The sequence below is a fragment of the Candidatus Poriferisocius sp. genome (assembly GCF_965219775.1).
GTDB lineage: Bacteria > Actinomycetota > Acidimicrobiia > Acidimicrobiales > Bin134 > Poriferisocius.
Map to the genome: position 1 here is coordinate 2,869,516 of NZ_OZ244793.1, position 17,102 is coordinate 2,886,617.

Annotated in this window: 16 protein-coding genes and 1 riboswitch; of the genes, 3 read left to right on the plus strand and 13 right to left on the minus strand. The window is 69.1% G+C overall.

Features of this window, described 5'->3' with window-relative positions; all coding sequences use genetic code 11:
• The first annotated feature begins 59 nt into the window (after nt 1-59).
• The 3 genes from ACOQPQ_RS12960 to ACOQPQ_RS12970 are packed head-to-tail and all read left to right on the plus strand — an operon-like array spanning nt 60 to nt 3,218.
• The gene (locus ACOQPQ_RS12960; RefSeq protein WP_420639839.1) at nt 60-2,141 is read left to right on the plus strand and encodes a HelD family protein; all 2,082 of its coding nucleotides are present in this window, start codon (nt 60-62) and stop codon (nt 2,139-2,141) included.
• A 4-nt stretch (nt 2,142-2,145) separates the two neighbouring features.
• A complete protein-coding gene (locus tag ACOQPQ_RS12965) occupies nt 2,146-2,550 on the plus strand; it encodes a TIGR03618 family F420-dependent PPOX class oxidoreductase (protein ID WP_420639840.1) in 405 nt (134 codons plus the stop codon).
• Nucleotides 2,547-3,218, plus strand: coding sequence for an O-methyltransferase (locus ACOQPQ_RS12970; RefSeq protein ID WP_420639841.1), 672 nt, complete (start codon nt 2,547-2,549; stop codon nt 3,216-3,218). The genes ACOQPQ_RS12965 and ACOQPQ_RS12970 overlap by 4 nt, the downstream gene beginning before the upstream one ends.
• A 20-nt stretch (nt 3,219-3,238) precedes the next feature.
• On the opposite strand, the gene thiD is transcribed toward ACOQPQ_RS12970, so the two are convergent.
• From thiD to ACOQPQ_RS13035, 13 genes are all read right to left on the minus strand, one after another.
• Nucleotides 3,239-4,024, minus strand: a complete 786-nt coding sequence (gene thiD, locus ACOQPQ_RS12975) for a bifunctional hydroxymethylpyrimidine kinase/phosphomethylpyrimidine kinase (protein ID WP_420639842.1) — start codon at nt 4,022-4,024, stop codon at nt 3,239-3,241.
• Between the two features lie 91 nt (nt 4,025-4,115).
• Nucleotides 4,116-4,691, minus strand: coding sequence for a thiamine phosphate synthase (locus ACOQPQ_RS12980; protein ID WP_420639843.1), 576 nt, complete (start codon nt 4,689-4,691; stop codon nt 4,116-4,118).
• On the minus strand, nt 4,678-5,484 hold the full coding sequence (locus tag ACOQPQ_RS12985; protein ID WP_420639844.1) for a thiazole synthase: 807 nt from the start codon (nt 5,482-5,484) through the stop codon (nt 4,678-4,680). The genes ACOQPQ_RS12980 and ACOQPQ_RS12985 overlap by 14 nt, the downstream gene beginning before the upstream one ends.
• Complete coding sequence (gene thiS / locus ACOQPQ_RS12990) at nt 5,485-5,673, minus strand: sulfur carrier protein ThiS (RefSeq protein ID WP_420639845.1); 189 nt, start codon at nt 5,671-5,673, stop codon at nt 5,485-5,487.
• Nucleotides 5,670-6,842 carry a glycine oxidase ThiO gene (gene thiO / locus ACOQPQ_RS12995; RefSeq protein ID WP_420639846.1) on the minus strand — a complete coding sequence of 391 codons (1,173 nt, stop codon included), beginning with the start codon at nt 6,840-6,842 and terminating at the stop codon, nt 5,670-5,672. The genes thiS and thiO overlap by 4 nt, the downstream gene beginning before the upstream one ends.
• The gene (gene thiE, locus ACOQPQ_RS13000) at nt 6,835-7,437 is read right to left on the minus strand and encodes a thiamine phosphate synthase (RefSeq protein ID WP_420639847.1); all 603 of its coding nucleotides are present in this window, start codon (nt 7,435-7,437) and stop codon (nt 6,835-6,837) included. Before thiE ends, thiO begins: the two co-directional genes overlap by 8 nt.
• Nucleotides 7,434-9,203 (minus strand): phosphomethylpyrimidine synthase ThiC, encoded by a 1,770-nt coding sequence (gene thiC / locus ACOQPQ_RS13005; protein ID WP_420639848.1) that lies wholly within the window; start codon nt 9,201-9,203, stop codon nt 7,434-7,436. Before thiC ends, thiE begins: the two co-directional genes overlap by 4 nt.
• Nucleotides 9,194-9,304, minus strand: a riboswitch (TPP riboswitch). (Overlaps the previous gene by 10 nt.)
• A 3-nt stretch (nt 9,305-9,307) precedes the next feature.
• Nucleotides 9,308-10,849: a glucose-6-phosphate isomerase gene (pgi, locus tag ACOQPQ_RS13010; protein WP_420639849.1), complete on the minus strand. Its 1,542-nt coding sequence runs from the start codon at nt 10,847-10,849 to the stop codon at nt 9,308-9,310.
• Between the two features lie 83 nt (nt 10,850-10,932).
• Nucleotides 10,933-13,653, minus strand: a complete 2,721-nt coding sequence (locus ACOQPQ_RS13015) for an ABC transporter permease (protein ID WP_420639850.1) — start codon at nt 13,651-13,653, stop codon at nt 10,933-10,935.
• A 9-nt stretch (nt 13,654-13,662) separates the two neighbouring features.
• Entirely contained in the window at nt 13,663-14,409 is a 747-nt protein-coding gene (locus ACOQPQ_RS13020; RefSeq protein WP_420639851.1) for an ABC transporter ATP-binding protein, read from the minus strand.
• Between the two features lie 18 nt (nt 14,410-14,427).
• Nucleotides 14,428-15,057 (minus strand): peroxiredoxin, encoded by a 630-nt coding sequence (locus ACOQPQ_RS13025; protein ID WP_420639852.1) that lies wholly within the window; start codon nt 15,055-15,057, stop codon nt 14,428-14,430.
• A gap of 159 nt (nt 15,058-15,216) precedes the next feature.
• The gene (locus tag ACOQPQ_RS13030; protein ID WP_420639853.1) at nt 15,217-16,179 is read right to left on the minus strand and encodes a hypothetical protein; all 963 of its coding nucleotides are present in this window, start codon (nt 16,177-16,179) and stop codon (nt 15,217-15,219) included.
• 281 nt (nt 16,180-16,460) lie between these two features.
• Nucleotides 16,461-17,006: a LysM peptidoglycan-binding domain-containing protein gene (locus ACOQPQ_RS13035; RefSeq protein WP_420639854.1), complete on the minus strand. Its 546-nt coding sequence runs from the start codon at nt 17,004-17,006 to the stop codon at nt 16,461-16,463.
• Between the last annotated feature and the right edge of the window lie 96 nt (nt 17,007-17,102).

The following is a 17,102-nucleotide window of genomic DNA, read 5'->3' on the forward strand; positions in this document are numbered from 1 at the left end:
CGGAGCAGACCTACATACATCGAGCCCACGAAGCCCTGGAAACCGCCAGGGAGCGCGCCTTGTCCCTGAAGGGGATGGTGGAGGTGGGCGCCGGGGGCACCCACCAGGCCCGCTTCGAGCGGGAGATCATCTGGGATTCCATCAGCACCCGCCTCGGCGCCCTCGACATCGGCGACGCCTCGTTGGTGTTCGGCCGACTCGACTGGAGCGAGGACCCCGACGGTCGAGATGGGGACCGACTCTACGTGGGTCGGGTGGCGGTGTGGGACGACCACCAGGAGCCGGTGACCATCGACTGGCGGGCCCCGGCGGCCGAGGCCTTCTACCGGGCCACCGGCAGCGACCCCATGGGCCTGGAGCGGCGCCGCCACTTCGTGACCCGGGGGCGGGAGCTGCTGGGGGTGGAAGACGAGTACTTCGGAGGCATCAACGGCCGGGGTCGCCTGCCCCTGGTGGGGGAGGCCACCCTGCGGGCCGGCCTGGAGGCCGGACGCTCCGGGCGCCTGGCCGACGCCGCGGCCACCATCCAGTCCGAACAGGACGCCATCATCCGCTCACCCCTGCCCGGCGTGCTGGTGGTGCAGGGCGGTCCCGGAACCGGCAAGACGGTGGCCGCGCTGCACCGGGCCGCCTACCTGCTCTACACCCACCGGTTCCCCCTGGAGGGCCAGGGCCTGTTGGTGCTCGGGCCCAACCGCCTCTTCCTGACCTACATCGAGCAGGTGCTGCCGTCGTTGGGGGAGGCCGGGGTGGAGGTGTCGATGCTGGCCGATCTCTTGCCGGGCATACGGGTCAAGGGATTGGACGCCCCCGGCCCGGCCCGGCTCAAGGGTGACCTGCGCATGATCTCGGTGCTCCGCCGGGCCTGTCGGGATCGACAGCGTCCGCTGCGCGCCGACGTGACCGTGGGTTTCGGCCTGCGCCGACTGAGGCTCACCGTGGCCCAGAGCGAACGCATCGTCGCCCAGGCCCGCACGCGGTTCCGCACCCACAATCGGGCCCGCCGCTTCGTGGAGGACGCCCTCTATCGGCAACTGGCCGACAGCGGATCGCGTTCCACGGCACCCGAGATCGACGCCGCCGTGGTGCGTGAGCAACTGCACGGCAGCCGGGATTTGCGGGAGGCCCTGGAATGGATGTGGCCCGTGCTCACACCGGCCCACCTGCTCCACGACCTGTTCGGCTCCCCGGCGCTGCTTCGCTCGGCGGCCACGTCGGTGCTGAACGCCAGGGAGATCGACATGTTGCACCGCCCGCGGGCGGCCCACGCCTCGGAGGTGGTCTGGACCGCCGATGACGCCCCGCTGTTGGATGAAGCCCTGGCCTTGCTCGGGCCCCGGCCGGGCCATCGTCAGGCCGATTCGGTGCGGGCCTACGGCCACATCGTGGTGGACGAGGCCCAGGATCTGTCGCCCATGCAGCTCAGGATGATCCGGCGCCGCTCGCTCAACGGCTCCATGACGGTGGTGGGCGACATTGCCCAGGCCACGTCGGCCTGGGGGCACGACACCTGGGACACGGTGATCGAACACCTTCCCGGGCGGGCCGAGCCCCGTTTCGCCGAGCTGACCATCGGCTATCGCCTGCCGCAACCCATCATGGAGGTGGCCGGACGGGTGCTCGACGCCGCCGTCCCCGGCCTGCGCCCCCCGCAGTCCATTCGTCTGGAGGGTCGCCCGCCCCGGTTCGTGGCCGTGGCCCCGCCGGGGGCATCGGGTGGCCGCACCCGCCGCACCACCGGCCCCAACGGCTCCGGCGAAGGCCGCAGTGGCCCGAACCATCTCGTCGCCGCCGTGGTCCGAGAGGTGGAAGCCGAGTTGAACAAGCTGGCCAAGGGCAACCTGGCGGTGATCGGTCTGTCGTCGGAGGCCGACGCCATCTCCGAGGCGCTCACCGACGCCGGGGTCGACCACGGCCTGGTCTACGAGCGGGGGTTGGAGTCCCGGGTCACCATCGTGCCGGTGGAGTTGGTCAAGGGGTTGGAGGTGGATGTCGCCGTAGTGGTGGAGCCGGCGGACATTTCCGAGAGGCTCCCCCAGGGAATGCGGGCCCTCTACGTGGCCATGACCCGGGCCACCCAGCATCTCGTCGTCGTCCACGCCCGCCCGCTGCCCCCGCCGTTGCTCGACCAGAAAGACTGAAACCATGGCCCACGATCCCCAAAACCTGAGCGAGGAGATGACCGCCTTCCTGGAGGAGCGCCATCTGGCGTCGCTCACCGTGCTGCGTCCCGACGGCACGCCCCATGTCACGCCGGTGGGATTCACCTGGGACGCCGCCGGCACCACCGCACGGATCATCACCTGGAGCGGGGCCAAGAAGGTGCGGTTGTTGGCGGAGGCCGGAGGTGGGCGGGCCGCCCTGTGTCAGGTGGACGGCGGACGGTGGGTCACCCTGGAGGGGACCGCCAGGGTGTCGGCCGATGCCGAGGAGTGTGCCGACGCCGTGGCCCGCTACGGACGGCGCTATCGTCCACCCAAGGATCGGGGCGCCGACCGGCGGGTGATCCTCATTGACGTGGATGCCGTGCTGGGTCGGGTGGCCCGATGACCCCCAAGGGATTCGGCCTGAACGCGGTCACCCACGAGTACCTGGTGGCCCACGGGGCGGGCATCGATCCGGTCACCCAGGAGCTGATCGACGTCACCGTGGAGTTGGGCGGAGTGTCCGGGATGCAGATCGCCCCGGAACAGGCGGCCTTCATGACCATGCTCACCGGTCTGCTGGACGTGCGGTTCGCCGTCGAGGTGGGCACCTTCACCGGCCTATCGGCCCTGTCCATCGCCCGGGGCCTGGCCCCCGGCGGGCGTCTGTTGTGCTGCGACGTCAGCGAGGAGTGGGTGAGCATCGGCCGGCCGTTCTGGGAGCGGGCCGGGGTGGCCGACAAGATCGAGGTGATCATCGCCCCGGCGACCGAGACCTTGGCGGCCCTGCCCGACGATCCGACCATCGATCTGGCCTTCATCGACGCCGACAAGGAGTCGTACCTCATCTACTACGAGGAGATCCTGCGTCGGCTCAGCCCTCGGGGCGTCATCCTGGTGGACAACGTGCTGTGGGGTGGCCGGGTGGTCGATCCGGATGCCGATTCCGATCAGGACTCCAGCCTGGCCGCCATCCGGGCGTTCAATGACGCCGTGGTGGCCGATCCCCGCACCGCCCAGGTGATGCTCCCGGTGGCCGACGGCCTCACACTGATCACCCGAGCACCCGACTGAGGTTGGGCCAAGGGCTCCATTCAGGGGGCGGGCGTTCGGACCACCGGTTCGTTCGCCAGGTGTGCCACCGGACCCCGGCCCCGGCCCAGTTGCCAGGAAGCCGAGCGCGCGATGCAGGTGTGTACGTAGCGTTTGGCCGCCTCGATGGCCTCGGGTGGCTCCATACCGATGGCCAGGCCGGCGGCCACCGAGGCCGAGAAGGTGCAGCCGGTGCCGTGGTCGTTGGCGGTGGGCACCACCTCGGCGGTCAGTTCGGTCCAGTGGCCGTCGTGGTACACCCGGTCGACGGCGGTGGCCTCTCCGGTCACCACCAGCCGCCCCCCGCAACGCTCGCCGAGCGCATCGGGGCTTTCCAGCCCGCCGACTTCTCGGAGCACGGCGGCCTCGCGGGCGTTGGGGGCGGCTACCACCGCGTGGGCCATCAGCTCCAGATAGAGGGTCTCTGATCCCGCATCCAGGAGGCGGGCGCCGGTGGACGACACCATCACCGGGTCCACCACCAGGTTGGGCAGGCGTCCGGAGGCGGCGTAGTCGCCGACCACGGCGATGATCTCCCGGTTGGCCAACATCCCGGTCTTCACCCCGGCCACCGGCAGGTCGTCGAGCACCGAGTCGAGCTGTTGGGCGACGAAATCGGCGGGGAGCGGGTACACGCCCTGGACGCCCACCGTGTTCTGGGCGGTCACCGCGGTGATGGCCACGGAGCCGTGTACCCCCCAGGCGGCGAAGGTGGCCAGATCGGCGGCCACCCCGGCCCCGCCCGAGGAGTCCGATCCGGCCACGCTGAGGGCCACCGCCGGATTCATCGCGCACCGCAACGGCCCAGGGGGCAGCGACGCCGCCCGGCCACCCCCCGGCGGGCCCGGCCCGCCCAAGGCCAAGGGGTGTGCGGGTCGGTCATCCCGAGCGCCACTCTTCCAGGATGGCGGCGATGGTGTCCTCCGGAGAGGGACTGCGGGCCACCGCCCCCTGGACTGCCACCCCCGAGGCCCCGGCGTCTCGGCAGGCGGCCACCCGGCCCACGTCTATTCCCCCCAAGGCGTACACCGGGACATGGGCCTGGCGGGCGATGCGGCCCAGCCCCCGGAGCCCCAGCGGCGGCCCGTAGCCCGGCTTGGAGGCGGTTGCGAAAACCGGGGAAATGGTCACGTAGTCCACCCCTTCGAGTTCGGCTTGGCGCACCTCCTCCAGGCGGTGGCACGACCGCCCGACGATGCCCGGGTAGCCCTTGGGGTAGCGGTCGAATCCGGCCAGGTGGACGCCGTCGGCCGATGGGTCGATCATCGAGGCCAGGATGAGGTAGTCGGTGCGGTCCCGCATCTGGCGGGCCAGCTCCCTGCGCTGCTGCGGTGGCCGGTCCTTGGCCCGCAGGATCACCGCGGGGGCCCGAACGGCGACGTCGGTCAGCACCAACAGCTCCGAGGTCAGCGAGGGCTGGTCGCTGAACGGCCGCCGGTGATCAGAACTGGGCACGGCCTTGCAGGGAGGTCGAGGCCTCGGCCAGGAAGCGCTTGGGAATTCGCCCGGCCAACCGGGCCTGGCGGCCGGCCTCGGTGGCCAGGCGCATGGCCACCGCCATCAGCTCGGGGTCGCGGGCCCGGGTGATGGCCGAGGCCACCATCACCGCGTCGCACCCCAGCTCCATGGCCAGCGCGGCGTCGGAGGCAGTGCCGATGCCCGCGTCCAGTACCACCGGCACCGACGCCTGCTCCACGATCATCTCGATGTTGTGGGGATTGCGAATGCCCAACCCCGACCCGATGGGGGCCCCCAGCGGCATCACCGACGCGCAGCCCAGATCCTCCAGGCGGCGGGCCAGCACCGGGTCGTCGTTGGTGTAGGCCAACACGGCAAAGCCGTCGTCCACCAGCGCTTCGGCGGCCTCCACCAGCTCGATGCTCTCGGGCAACAGGGTGATGTCGTCGGCGATCACCTCCAGCTTGACCAGGTCGGTCTCGAAGGCCTCCCGGGCCATTCGGGCGGTGAGCACCGCGTCGGCCGCGGTGTGGCAGCCGGCGGTGTTGGGCAGCACGGCCAGGCCCAGACGGTCGATCACGTCCAGGATCGAACCGGAGGCCTCGGGCGACACCCGCCGCAGGGCCACGGTGACCAACTCGCACCCCGATGCGGCCAACGCCCGCTCCAGCACGGCCAGGTTGGTCATCCCCCCGGTGCCGGTGATCAGCCGGCTGGTGAAGCTGCGCTGGGCCACGCTCCAGGGGTCGTGGGCGGGCGCCGCGGGCGCCGGGGTGATCCCGATGCTCATCTACCCTCCCTGGGCCGCTTCCAGAATCTCGACGCGGTCGCCCTCGGCCAGCCGGGCGTGGCCCCACAAGCTGCGGGGCACGATCTCCCGGTTGACGGCCACCGCCACCCCTCGCTGGTGGGGGGCGAGGTGGCCCACCGTGGTCTCCGAGGCCACCTCCCGTGGCTCCCCGTTGACCACCACGATCATGCCGACACCTGACGCGGGGGCTCGGCAGCGGCCGTGGTGGGCGATGGCGCCGCCCGCGGGGCGCGGAACCGGTCGGGGCGAAACGCCGACAGGTCCACCGGTGATTCCCGGCGCTGGACCACCGCGGCCACCGCGGCGGCGGTGATCGGCGCGGTGAGGATGCCGTTGCGGTAGTGGCCGGCGGCATAGGCGATGCCGTCGTTGCCGATGCCGATGATCGGGGCGTTGTCGGGTGCGCCCGGCCGCAGACCGGCCCAGGTCTCCACCATCTCCAGTTCGCTCAGTCCGGGCAGCAGCGTGAGCACGTCCCACAGCAACTGGTGGATACCGCCCGCCGTCACCCGGGTGTCGAACCCCTGCTCCTCCTGGGTGGCCCCCACCACGATCTCCCCGTTGCTTCGGGGCACCGCGTACACGCTGGACCCCCGCACCACCCCCCGAACCGGGAGCCGCAGCAACTCCGGCGGGCCGATCAATCGGATGATCTGCCCCTTGATGGGTCGAATGGGCACCTCCAGCAGTCGTCCGGTCCATGCCCCGGCGGCCACCACCACCTGTTGACAGCCCAAGACCCGGCCGTCGTCGGTCACCACCCGCCGGGGGGCCACCTCGGTGGCGGCCACGGCCAGGGTCGGCACCCGGTGCAACAGCTCGGCCACCACCAGGCGGGGGTTCACGTGGTGGTCGAGCGGGGAGTAGACCCCGCCCCGCACCGCGGGGGCCAGCAGCGGTTCCCGGGCCCGGCACTCCCGGCTGCGCAGCCGCTCCACCGGCAGCCCCTTCTGATCGTGCAGATCCCCGGTGTTGTCGAGCAGGGCCTTGTCGTCGGCGTCGAAGGCGGCCATCAGCATGCCGTCGCGGCGATAGTCCACCGCCTCGGTGCCCAGGGCGTCGGCGAAGGCGGGCCACGCCCGGCTGGCGGCCAGGTTCAGCGTCAAGATGTGGTCCTCGCCCCAATAGGCCTCGTGAATGGGGGCGAGCATGCCGGCCGCCGCGTGGCTGGCCCCCGAGCCCGGTGCGGGGTCGAGCACCACCACCTCGGCGCCGTCTCGTTGCAACTGCCAGGCGACCGCCAAGCCGATGATGCCGCCCCCCACCACCACGATGTCGGGGTTGGCCGGCGGTTCGGGCCTCGACGGATTCTCGGTCCGCACAAGCTCCTCAGCCACCGAGGGCCTCCAACATCTCGGCGGTGGCCGCCGTCGGGTCGGCGGCGTGGGCCACCGCCCCGATCACCGCCACACCGTGGGCGCCGGCCTCCAGCAGCTCCGGGATCCGGTGGACGTTGATCCCGGCGATGGCGATCACCGGAATGTCCAGCGCGGTGGCCACCCGTTCCACCCCGGCGGGCCCGAGGGGATCGGGCAGCCCGGTCTTGGTGGTGGTGGCGTACACCGGACCGACCCCCACGTACGAGGCACCGTCGTCTTGGTGACGGCGGGCGGTGTCGGGGTCACGGGCGGTGCCCCCCACCAGGCGGTCGGGCCCGAGCAGACGCCGTAGCTCCGCCACCGGCAAGTCGTCGGCCCCTCCGTGGACCCCGTCGGCCCCCGCGGCCAAGGCGATGTCGGCCCGGTCGTTCACGATCACCACCCCCCGGCTCGGTTGCGCCTCAGCCACGATCCGGCGGCATTCGGCCAGCACGGTGGCGTCGCCGTCGCCTTTGATCCGCACCTGGACCGCCGGCGCGCCCCCCCGATAGGCGGCGGCCGCCAGGTCGGCACGGTCGGCGATGACATGGAGCCGGGGAACCGGTTGGCTCACGACCCGGCCGAGTAAATCTCCGCACCCTGAGTGCGGAACTCGTCGGCCTTGGACTTCAGGCCCAGCTCGATGGCCACCGATTCGTCCACCCCGTGGCGGGCGGCGTAGTCCCGCACGTCCTGGGTGATCTTCATGGAGCAGAACTTGGGGCCGCACATGGAGCAGAAGTGGGCGGTCTTGGCCGGCTCTGCGGGCAGGGTCTCGTCGTGGTACTTCAGGGCCGTCTCGGGATCGAGCGAGAGGTTGAACTGGTCGGCCCAGCGGAACTCGAAGCGGGCCTTGGACAAGGCGTCGTCCCACGCCTGGGCTCCGGGATGGCCCTTGGCCACGTCGGCGGCGTGGGCGGCGATCTTGTAGGCGATCACCCCGTCCTTCACGTCGGCCCGATTGGGCAGGCCCAGGTGCTCCTTGGGGGTCACGTAACACAGCATGGCGGTGCCGTACCAGCCGATGTTGGCCGCCCCGATGGCCGAGGTGATGTGGTCGTAGCCGGGGGCCACGTCGGTGGTGAGCGGCCCCAGCGTGTAGAAGGGGGCGTCCTGGCACCACTCCCTCTCCAGGGTCACGTTCTCCTTGATCTTGTTGAGGGGCACGTGGCCCGGTCCCTCGATCATCACCTGCACGTCGTGGGCCCAGGCCCGTCCGGTGAGTTCACCCAGGGTCTCCAGCTCGGCCATCTGGGCGGTGTCGTTGGCGTCGGCAATCGAACCGGGCCGTAGCCCGTCGCCCAGCGAGAAGGCCACGTCGTAGGCGGCGAAGATCTCGCACAGCTCGTCGAAGTGGGTATAGAGGAAGTTCTCCTGATGGTGGGCCAGGCACCAAGCGGCCAAAATCGAGCCCCCCCGGCTGACGATCCCGGTGGTGCGCTCGGCGGTGAGGGGCACGTAGCGCAGTAGCACCCCGGCGTGGACGGTCATGTAGTCCACCCCCTGTTGGGCCTGCTCGATGACCGTGTCGCGGTAGATCTCCCAGGTGAGTTCCTCGGGTTGTCCGTTGGTCTTCTCCAGGGCCTGGTAGATGGGCACGGTGCCGATGGGCACCGGCGAGTTGCGGATGATCCACTCCCGGGTGGTGTGGATGTCGGGGCCGGTGGACAGGTCCATCACCGTGTCGGCCCCCCACCGGGTGGCCCAGGTGAGCTTCTCCACCTCCTCGGCGATCGACGAGGTGACCGCCGAGTTCCCTATGTTGGCGTTGACCTTGGTGAGAAAGGTGCGACCGATGATCATCGGCTCGGATTCGGGGTGGTTCACGTTGGCCGGAATGATGGCCCGACCCCGGGCCACCTCGGACCGCACCAGTTCGGCGTCCAGCCGCTCTCGGGTGGCGATGAACTCCATTTCCGGGGTGATCTCTCCTCGGCGGGCGTAGGCCATTTGGGTCACCGCCCCACCGGTGGCCCGTCGCACCGGTCGGCGCTCGCCCCGGAAGGGGTCAGAGGCTTGGCCCTGGCGCACCGCCCGGCGGCCGTCGTCGCGCAACTCGGCGGCCCGCCCGTCGATTTCCTCGGTGTCGTTCCGCTCGGTGATCCACCCCAGCCGCAGCGGCGGCAGCCCGACGTCGGGATCGGACCCGGGGCCGCTGGTGTCGTAGAGCAGGAAGGGGGGTTCGGGGGCGGTGAGGTTGACCTGGGTGAACGGCACCCGCACGTCGGGCCGGGTGCCGGCCACGTAGATCTTCTCCCGGGCGGGCCGGGCAGTGGTGCCTTGGGGCTCGGCCCCGTTGTGGCCGTTGGTCGGCGTTGCGTCTTGGCCGGTGAGGCTCATCTTCATCTCCCTTCGCCGGCGTTATCCGGATCAGGTTCAGCGGTCGGTGCCGGCGGACACCCTCTCAGCCCGACGATCCTCGAGCTCCCGCGTGGTTGTTGCGCTTATCTTGCCACATGGTCGCGGTGGGCGAGGTAGTGATCGATGAGAGACCGGGTGGAGGAGTCGCGGCGGGTCCCAGGAGGGACGGCCGGGTCGGCAAACTCCCCGGCAATGTCGGCGGCCAGGGACTTGCCCAGCTCCACCCCCCATTGGTCGAAGGGGTTGATGCCCCACACGGTGGCCTGGGTGAACACCTTGTGCTCGTACAGGGCGACCAGTTGACCCAGTGTCCGTGGGGCGAGCCGGTCGCCGAGTATGACGGTGCTGGGCCGGTTGCCGGTAAAGCGCCGGTGGGGGTTGTCGGCATCGGGAGCGCCGAAGGCCAAGGCCTCGGCCTGGGCCAAGAGGTTGGCCATGAGCAGATCGTGGTGTTCGGCGTAGGCGTGGTTGGGCCGGCAGAAGCCGATGAAGTCCACCGGCACGACGTCGGCGCCCTGGTGCAGGAGTTGGTGGAAGGCGTGCTGTCCGTTGGTTCCGGGTCCGCCCCACACCACCGGGCCGGTCGCAGTGGTCACCGGTGTGCCGTCGGCCCGCACCGATTTGCCGTTGCTCTCCATGTCGAGTTGCTGGAGGTAGGCCGGGAACAGGGCCAGCTCCTGGGCGTAGGGCAGCACGGCGTGGGTCGGCCACCCCCAGAAGTTGCGGTTCCAGACGCCGATGAGGCCGAGCAGGGCGGGAAGGTTCTCGGCCCACGGGGCCGATCGGAAATGCTCGTCCATGGCGTGCATCCCGGCGAGTAGCTCGGTGAAGGCGTCAGGGCCGATGGAGATCATGAGGCTGAGTCCCACGGCTGAGGCCAGCGAATAGCGTCCTCCCACCCAGTCCCACAGCCGGAACACCGATTCGGGGTCGATGCCCCATTCCCGTGCCCGTTCGGGGTCGGCGGTGACCGCCGCGAAGTGAGCGCGGGCCGTTTTGGGCCCCACCGCCTCGGCCACCCACGCTCGGGCGGTGCGGGCGTTGGTCAGGGTCTCGATGGTGCTGAAGGTCTTGGACGAGACGACGAACAGGGTGGCGGCCGGGTCCAGCCCTCGGGTGACGGCCCGGAAGTGGGCCCCGTCCACATTGGACAGGAAGCGCACGTCCACGTCGTCGGTGGCGTAGGCCCCGAGGGCGGCGGTGGCCATGGCCGGGCCCAGGTCGGAGCCACCGATGCCGATGTTCACCACCGCCCGCCACCGCCCGTCCCGGGCTTGGCGGGCGTAAGCGGTCAGGCGTTCCCTTTCCTGGGCGACCTCGGGCGGGGGGTCGGGCCGTCGCAGGGCGGTGTGCCACGCGGGGCGCTGTTCGGTGGTGTTCACCGGTTCGCCGTTCAATAGGGCGTGGATGTGGCGGCGCAGCCCGGCCCGGTCGGCCAGGGCGCCCAGCATTGCCACCGTCTCGGTGGTGAGCCGGTTCTTGGAGTAGTCCACCACCAACCCCTCTGCGGCTGCGGTGAACCGCGGGCCCCGTTCAGGGTCACCGCCGAACAGGTCCCCCAGATGCACGGTGGCCAACGACTGCCGGTGGTCGGCCAGCGCCCGCCATTCGCCGGTGTCGTGCATCCCCGGAGCGTAACCGTGGCGCAGACCCGTTCGGCTGCCCCGGCAAATCGGAGAGAAATCGGCCAGGCAAACGTGCCGGAGGACTACTGGTGGTAGATGGCCTGGAGCACGTTGAGTCTCCCGGCACGGATGGCGGGGAACAGCGCGGCGATCAGCCCGGCGATGGCGGAGATGACCACGTAGACCACCAGCGTCGGCCACGGCACGGCGAACGAGGAGATGAAGCTGTCGGGGATCACCACTACCGCAGCCCAGCCGAACAACACGCCGATCACCGTTCCCATCAAGCCACCGAAGGTGGCCACGATGGCCCCCTCCCAGAGGACCATCCATCGTGTTTGCCCTCGAGTGGTGCCCACTGCACGCAACATCCCGAGTTCGCGGGTGCGCTCGAACACCGACAGGGCCAGGGTGTTGGCGATGCCCATGAGGGCGATCACCAGGGAGATGCCCAAGAACACGTTGACCACCACCAAGAAGGTGTCGATCTGGCTCTCTTGGTTCTCTCGGAACTCGGCCTGGTCCCGCACCTCCAACTGCGGATAGTCCACGGTCACCGATTCCAGGGCGGCTCGTGCTTGCTCGGCCGACGATCCGGGCGCCGTGACCGCAGAGATGAACTGGTCCTGCGTGCCGGTGAGGTAGCGGTCCCAATCCTCGTTGTCGATCAGCCAGTCCCCCAGGATGGTGTTGTCGGCGTACACCGCGACCACCTCGAAGGTGGCCGACTGCCCGCCCAGGAACTCCAGCTCCACGCCATCGCCGACTCCTACGCCCAGCTCCTCGGCCTCGTCCTCGTACAGCAGTATCTGGCCGGCCCCTGCTCCCACCGTGCTGCCGCTGAGGACGTCCACGTCGATGTGGCGGCTGACCTCGGAGAGGTCGGTTGATCCAATGTCCTGGATTTCGCCGTTGGCGGTGGTGCGGGTGGATTCAAAGCGGAATCGATAGGAGATCACCGAGGACAGCTCAGGCTGTTGGGCCATGGCTTGGGCGGCCAAGGGACTGAACGCGGCGGTGGGGTCGCCGCAACTGCCGATGCAGATCAGCCAGTCGGCTTCCACTGAGTCTTCCAGGGTGTCCGAGAGGGTTTGCTTGAACGACTGACCGAGCACGGTCACCATCGACACCAGGGCCAGCCCGATCATGAGCGCCGAAGCCGTGCTGGCCGTGCGTCGGGGGCTACGAGCGGCGTTCTGGCGGGAGAGTCTTCCGCTCACTCCGAACAGGCGGGCCGGGAGCCAACCCAGGAATCGGGCCACCGGATCGGCAAAGACCGGGCTGACCAGGTTCATGCCCACGAACACCAACAGGGCGCCCATGCCCAACAGGGCCAGAATGTCGGTGGTGGACATGTCGGCCACCACGGCCACGCCCAGAATCACCGCGCCCAACACCAACACGGCCACTCGACCGGCCAGGGGATGCAACCGGGTTCCTCCGGTGTAGATGAGAATGGCCCCGAGCAGGGCGGTGATCACGATCAGAGCCACCGACTGCGAAGCGATTCCGGCGGCCACGACGGCGATGCCCAGAACGGTCAGCGGCACTCCCCATGCTGCGGACCGCACCGTGTCGGAAGTACCCAGTCGGGCATCCTCGGCCAATGCAGCAATGGGCGTCACTCGTCGGGCTCGCAGTGCCGGCCAGATGGCCGACGCCAAGGTGACCCCCACCCCGATGGCGACGGCCGATACCACGGTGTTGGCACCGATGATGACGGGCGAATCGGGCAAGTCGGCGCCCAGGGCGGAGAACATGGCTTGCAGGCCCAAGGCCACCAGCACTCCCAGTCCGAGCCCCACCAAGGTGGAGACCAGACCGACCACCACCGCTTCGCACACCACCGACTGGGTGATCTGCCGCCCGCTGGCGCCCAGCGCACGAAGCAGCCCCAGCTCTCGTATCCGCTGGCCCACAATGATGGTGAAGGTGTTGTAGATGATGAAGGCCGACACCACCAGGATGACGATGGCGAATCCCAGCAGGAAGTTCTGGAAGAAGCCGATCACCTCGTTGAACGCGTCGGTCTGCTCTTCCACCAACTGCTCGTTGGCCACCACCTCGGTGCCTGCAGGAATCACGGCGCTTATGGCCGCGGCCACCTCCTCCTTGGAGGCATCGGGGGTCAAGCGAATGTCGATGCTGTCGTAACCGCCGCCGTCGTGCAGCACCTCCCGCGCCGTTTCGGGATCCCAGGCCACGATTTGGGCCCCGACGGTGGCATCTTCGCCGGTGCCGAATCGGAAGTGCCCCACCAGGGTGAACTCCTGGGTGCCCGAAGGGGTGGACACCCGGTAACGCTCCCCCACGAGGAAACCATTCTCCTGGGCGGTGGTGGCGTCCATGGCGAACTCGTCGGGCCCTCGGGGGGGCCGGCTGATGCCGTCGGGCCACACGCTGACCTGGCTGAGTTCCTGGTCTTGGGGCCAACTCACCCCCATCTGTGGCGGGCCGAAACTGGACAGCGGCTCGCCGTCGGACTTGATGGCGATCACGTTGAATTCGAAGATCCCGCCTTCGGCGGCGGCCACCCCGTCGATGGCTCGCACCGCGTCCTCAATGCTCGGGTCGACCAGAGGGGCGCCGAAGTCGCGGTCGCCGAACTCCACCTCGGAGCGGACCGACAGGTCGACCCCACGGAAGATGTCCTCGGAGAGGTCGTCAAAGGTGGACCGCAGCCCGTCGGTGGTCACGAAGACGCCCACTGTGAAGGCCACGCCGACGACCACCGCCAGCGTGGTGAGGAAGAACCGGATCCGGGCGCCGGCGATGCTCTTGAGGGTGTAGCGCAGCAGGGCCATGGAGGTCGGTCAGCCGCCGATGTTCTTCATGTAGTCGAGAACCTGATCGGCGGTGGGATTGGGCATTTCGCCGTGGATGCCGCCGTCCACCAGGAACACGGCTCGATCGGCGAAGGCCGCCGCCATCGGATCGTGCGTGACCATCACAATGGTCTGGTTGAGCTCGTCGACGGCTTGGCGCATGAACGCCAATATCTCGGAGCTGGTCTGGGAATCCAGGTTGCCGGTGGGTTCGTCGGCGAAGATGATCTCCGGCTTGGTCGCCAGTGCCCGAGACACGGCCACCCGTTGTTGCTGGCCGCCGGACAACTCGCTGGGCCGGTGGGTCAGTCGGTCGCCGAGGCCGACTGTGGAGACCACGTGATCCACCCACTGGCGGTCGAAGTCTCGACCGGCCAGGTCCATGGGCAGGGTGATGTTCTCCATGGCGGTCAGGGTGGGCACCAAGTTGTAGGCCTGGAATACAAATCCCACCCGTCCTCGTCGCAGCAGGGTCAAGCCCCGGTCACCCAGGGTGCCCAAGTCGGTGTCGCCGATGAACACCTGTCCGGTGGTGAGGGAGTCGAGGGCCGCCATGCAGTGCATGAGGGTGGACTTTCCCGAGCCCGACGGGCCCATGATGGTGGTGAACTGGCGTTGTTGGAACCTGATGTCCACACCGTCGAGGGCGCGGACCTCGGTGTCACCGGTGCCGTAGATCTTGGTGGCGTTGACGGCGCGGGCGGCAACGATGGATTGCTGTTCAGTGGTGGTCATGATGGTGCGTGTTCCGGTTCAGGGTTGGGCCACGACCCGGAGATAGGGCTTCTGCTCGTCCCACCCGTCGGGGAACAACTCGGCGGCCTCTTCGTTGGACAAGGCGGGCACGATGATCACGTCGTCGCCCTGCTGCCAGTTCACCGGGGTGGCCACCTTCTTGGTGGCGGTGAGCTGCAAGGAGTCGATCACCCGCAGCACCTCGTCGAAGTTCCTACCGGTGCTGGCCGGGTAGGTGATGGTGAGTTTGACTGCGTTGTCGGGGCCGATCACGAACACCGAGCGCACGGTCATGGTGTCGCTGGCGTTGGGGTGGATCATGTCGTAGAGGTCGGCCACGGTGCGGTCGGCGTCGCCGATCATGGGGAAGTTGGGGCGGATGCCCTGGGTGTCCTCGATGTCCTGCGACCAGGCCACATGGTCGTCCACCGAGTCGCACGAAAGGCCGATGACCTTGACGTTGCGGCGGGCGAATTCCTCGGCCAGCGTGGCCGTGTAGCCCAACTCGGTGGTACACACCGGGGTGAAGTCCTTGGGGTGGGAAAACAGCACCGCCCAGGAGTCTCCCTTCCACTGGTGGAAGGAGATCGGCCCCTCGGTGGTGTCAGCGGTGAAGTCCGGGGCGGTGTCGCCCAAGCGGATGGCCATGTTCGTCTCCTTTGCAAACGTGCTCGGGGGCACTCCGCGGAGGCTGCCGGTGATTCTGCGGGTGAGTCTTCGAGGTGTGAGCCCGCAAACTCGGGCTCACAGTCTTGCTCAGCCTACCGGGCCCGGCCCAACCATCGGCTGGGCAATTGCCGTCATGGGTCAGTCCTGTGGCGATCCCGCCGATTCCCCCAAAAGGCGCTTGGGAAGGCGCAAGAGGCGGCGGAGCCGGCCGCCGTCGAGGTCGGCGGTGAAGTCCTCGGGCGCGCCCACCGCCCGGTCCAGCGTGTCGTCGGGCGGTTCGGCGCCGTCGGGGATGGCCGTGGATTCCTCCTTCACCAGGAGCGGGGTGTCGAAGTCGTCCTGAGCATCCTCGGTTTCCTCGTTCTCGATCAGCGCGGTCTCCAGTGCGGCCCGGATTTCCTCGAGGTCGAATTCCGTGGTGGTCATCACGGCGCGCAGGTTGCTCATCGGACTCTCCGAGAACTGGCGCAGACGCTCGATCCACTCGTCCCGGTACTGCACATAGACGAGGTGTTGGCGGCGGGCGGTGTTGTAGTCGCTCTTGAGGACGGCGAAGACGGCCGCCTCCCCGGCAACGTGCATGGCGCTCAACTCGGCCCGCATGACCGGTGACGGATGGCCGGCGATCGCCTCTTGCATTTTCGGGGCAAGTTCCTCGTGGCCGGCCAACAGGTCGTCGCGGTTGGCCAGGTCGATCTGGAGTCCGGCGGCGTTGATATCGCCCAGCACCTTGTGGTGATTCTCGATCCACGCCGACACCGTCTGCTCGTAGCGCCGATGCCACTCGGCCAGGCTCTCGTGGTGCAGCCGGGGGTGGTCCGCCTCCGCGGGGCGGTCCCTGGGCGGGCCTCCAACCAACTCGAGCTTGGGTCGGGCCTCGTCTGCCTGGTGGTCGCCGGTCTCACCGGGCCCGTCGGCGTAGTCCTCCCCACCGTCGAACAACTGGGGTCGGTTTCTCAAGTGCCTGTCTCCTTCTTCGGGTACCGGACCGGGGAAGATATCCCACAGGGCCCGCTTCTTGCGGGTGGAAAAAGCGATGAAGCCGGCGATCAACGCGCAGCCCAGGATGATGACGGCGGGAATGGCAATCGCCGCGTTCACGGCTCGCCGACCGTGCCCGCGGCGAGCGCGCGCACCTTGGCGGCCGGTGCCGGGGTGGTGGCGGTGTGACCACGGCAGGACCAGCAGTGATCGCGGGCCGTTCCCCACCACGTGACGTCGCAACGGGGACACCACATGGTGGCCTTGCGACGCGCCCGAAGCGCGAACGACCAAGTGCGTGCCGGTACGGCCATGGGGCTCACACTAGGAGCGGGATCGGCGCGAAACGTGGATATCCGCGCGGTTGTCGGGGTCGAGGTGGCTGTCGGGGCCGAAGCGGGTTAGGGCGCGGACTCTTCGTCCTCGGCGGGGATGATGAGCGCTTGGCCGATCTGAATCAGGTTGGCCGCGGTGATGTTGTTGGCCTGAAGCACCTCGTCGAGTGTCTTGCCGTACTGCAGGGCGATGCCCAAGAGGGTGTCGCCCTCCACCACGATGTGGGTGCGGTCTCCGGGACGAACGGTGCCGTCGCTGTTGAGAACCACCGGGGCATCCTGGGGAATCTCGACCTCCTGGCCGATGCTCAGCAGGTTCGGATTCTCGAATTCGTTCACCGCAATGATGGCCGCCAGACCGATGCCGAACTCGTCGGCGATGCTGCCCAGGGTGTCGCCCTCTCGAACCACGTAGATGAAGGCTTCCGGGGTGGAGGTGGGGGTGGGAGTGGGTGCCGGGGTGGGGACGATGGCCTCCACGGTGGCGGTGGGCAACTCGTCGGGGTCGAAGCCCAGCGGGCGCTCCTCGGTGGCGGTTCCCCCGCCACCGCCGCAGGCTGCGATCAACACGGCCAACAACACCACCATCAACAACACTGGGGCCCGGCGCATGGCGACACCTCCTCTTGCCAGTGGGCCTCCACATTACGCAACGCGCCCCCGGGACCGGAAAAGGGGCCCAACCTGCGGGCCGCGCTTGAAGCAGGG